2 rRNA genes are annotated in these 3,346 nt (G+C 54.3%); both read left to right on the forward strand.

Annotated features, from left to right (window positions below):
• Positions 1-164 precede the first annotated feature (164 nt).
• Positions 165-2,994: ribosomal RNA gene (locus ACXAHG_RS23260) — 23S ribosomal RNA — on the forward strand.
• A gap of 205 nt (positions 2,995-3,199) precedes the next feature.
• A 5S ribosomal RNA gene (rrf, locus tag ACXAHG_RS23265) occupies positions 3,200-3,314 on the forward strand.
• Positions 3,315-3,346: the final 32 nt, after the last annotated feature.

A 3,346-nucleotide genomic window follows, 5' to 3' on the forward strand; every position in this document is an offset into this window, starting at 1 on the left:
CAAGTCAAGTACACTAACCCGCGCGGTCGCAAGACTGCGCAACAAGTTCCCGATCACCGACATGATTGGGAGCGGGATAGTTTGCTTTTTGGTTCAGAATAAAGGCGCCGGTTTCTTACCAGCTTCCGGTGCCGCGACGGTTTGCACTGTCTTTTTCTGGATCAAATCAAGCGCGAGAAGGGCGTTTGGTGGATGCCTTGGCAGTAAGAGGCGATGAAAGACGTGATACCCTGCGATAAGCTTGGGGGAGCCGGGAATAGGCTTTGATCCCAGGATCTCTGAATGGGGGAACCCACCTGAAAGTCCGTTATTGTTACCTTTGGTAATCAATAATGGGTTTAACCAGGTACTTAAGGACTGAATACATAGGTCTTTAAGAGCAAACCCGGGGAACTGAAACATCTAAGTACCCGGAGGAAAGGACATCAATAGAGACTCCGTTAGTAGTGGCGAGCGAACGCGGACCAGCCGAGCCTGATGAGTGAGAAGAACATGTTGGGAAACATGGCCATAGCGGGTGACAGCCCCGTATTCTAAGCTCTGAGGGACGTATTAAGTAGGGCGGGACACGTGAAATCCTGTTCGAAGACCGGAGGACCACCTCCGAAGGCTAAGTACTCCTTACTGACCGATAGCGAACCAGTACCGTGAGGGAAAGGTGAAAAGCACCCCGGCGAGGGGAGTGAAACAGTACCTGAAACCGAACGCCTACAATCAGTTGGAGGCCCCTTGAGGGCTGACAGCGTACCTTTTGTATAATGGGTCATCGACTTGGTCTCACGAGCAAGCTTAAGCCGTTAGGCGGAGGCGCAGCGAAAGCGAGTCTTAATAGGGCGCATGAGTTCGTGGGATCAGACCCGAAACCGAGTGATCTAGGCATGGCCAGGTTGAAGGTGCGGTAACACGCACTGGAGGACCGAACCCACATCCGTTGAAAAGGATCGGGATGAGCTGTGCCTAGGGGTGAAAGGCCAATCAAACTCGGAGATAGCTGGTTCTCTGCGAAATCTATTTAGGTAGAGCGTCATCCGAATACCCCGGGGGGTAGAGCACTGGATGGGTAATGGGGCCCCACAGGCTTACTGATCCTAACCAAACTCCGAATACCCGGGAGTACTAGATGGCAGACACACGGCGGATGCTAACGTCCGTCGTGGAGAGGGAAACAACCCTGACCTCCGGCTAAGGCCCCCAATTCATGGCTAAGTGGGAAAGCAGGTGGGATGTCCAAAACAACCAGGAGGTTGGCTTAGAAGCAGCCATCCTTTAAAGATAGCGTAACAGCTCACTGGTCTAAATAAGACGTCCTGCGGCGAAGATGTAACGGGGCTCAAGCCATGAGCCGAAGCCGAGGATGCACATAGTGCATGGTAGCAGAGCGTAGTGTGACATAGTTCCATGCGTCTTTAGCCTTCTTCGGAAGGTGTTGGACGCAAGGAGCTTTCGATGAAGCCGGGGCGTGAGCCATCCGGTGGAGAGATCACTAGCGAGAATGATGACATGAGTAGCGACAAAGAGTGTGAGAGACACTCTCGCCGAAAGTCCAAGGGTTCCTGCTTAAAGCTAATCTGAGCAGGGTAAGCCGGCCCCTAAGCCGAGGCCGAAAGGCGTAGGCGATGGGAACCAGGTTAATATTCCTGGGCCAGGAGGATGTGACGGATCATGAAGGTTGTCCGCCCTTATCGGATTGGGCGGGCCGCTGATTGGTCCCTGGAAATAGCCCTCCATCAGACCGTACCCTAAACCGACACAGGTGGACTGGTAGAGAATACCAAGGCGCTTGAGAGAACGATGTTGAAGGAACTCGGCAAAATACCTCCGTAAGTTCGCGAGAAGGAGGCCCGGGTTCAAGGCAACTTGGATCCGGGGGCACAAACCAGGGGGTGGCGACTGTTTATTAAAAACACAGGGCTCTGCGAAGCCGTAAGGCGACGTATAGGGTCTGACGCCTGCCCGGTGCCTGAAGGTTAAAAGGAGGGGTGAGAGCTCCGAATTGAAGCCCAGGTAAACGGCGGCCGTAACTATAACGGTCCTAAGGTAGCGAAATTCCTTGTCGGGTAAGTTCCGACCTGCACGAATGGCGTAACGACTTCCCCGCTGTCTCCAACATCGACTCAGCGAAATTGAATTGCCTGTCAAGATGCAGGCTTCCCGCGGTTAGACGGAAAGACCCCGTGCACCTTTACTACAGCTTCGCACTGGCATCAGGATTGTGATGTGCAGGATAGGTGGTAGGCATCGAAGCAGGAACGCAAGTTCCTGTGGAGCCTCCCTTGAGATACCACCCTTCGCACTCTTGATGTCTAACCGCGGTCCGTTATCCGGATCCGGGACCCTGCGTGGCGGGTAGTTTGACTGGGGCGGTCGCCTCCTAAAGAGTAACGGAGGCGCGCGAAGGTTGGCTCAGAGCGGTCGGAAATCGCTCGTTGAGTGCAATGGCAGAAGCCAGCCTGACTGCGAGACTGACAAGTCGAGCAGAGACGAAAGTCGGCCATAGTGATCCGGTGGTCCCGCGTGGAAGGGCCATCGCTCAACGGATAAAAGGTACGCCGGGGATAACAGGCTGATACTGCCCAAGAGTCCATATCGACGGCAGTGTTTGGCACCTCGATGTCGGCTCATCTCATCCTGGGGCTGGAGCAGGTCCCAAGGGTACGGCTGTTCGCCGTTTAAAGAGGTACGTGAGCTGGGTTTAGAACGTCGTGAGACAGTTCGGTCCCTATCTGCCGTGGGTGTAGGATACTTGAGAGGAGTTGCCCCTAGTACGAGAGGACCGGGGTGAACGATCCACTGGTGGACCTGTTGTTGCGCCAGCAGCAGTGCAGGGTAGCTATGATCGGACAGGATAACCGCTGAAGGCATCTAAGCGGGAAGCCCCCCTCAAAACAAGGTATCCCTGAGGGCCGTGGAAGACCACCACGCCGATAGGCCGGAGGTGTAAGCGCAGCAATGCGTTCAGCTGACCGGTACTAATCGCCCGATAGGCTTGATTTGATCCAGTAACAGACAGTGTTACGGACACAGAAAGCAAACACATCCCTAACAAACACTTGGACATGTTGATTGTAGCGCCTCCTGCATTTGGAAACGTCGTCGTGACATAACTCCTGGGCGGTCTCTCGCGTATTTACTCCGTAAGCACGCTGCCGACCGCAAACCGAGAAAATCCAAATGCCGAAGGCATCTGGATTTTTCTCGGTTTGGTGGCTACAGCGCAAGTGAAACACCCGGTCCCTTCCCGAACCCGGAAGTTAAGCACTGCCGCGCCGATGGTACTTGGGCTAAAGCCCTGGGAGAGTAGGTCACCGCCAAACCTAGTAAAATCCAAAAAATCTCTCTGAACGAT

The sequence above is a fragment of the Leisingera sp. ABD4_442 genome (assembly GCF_056160905.1).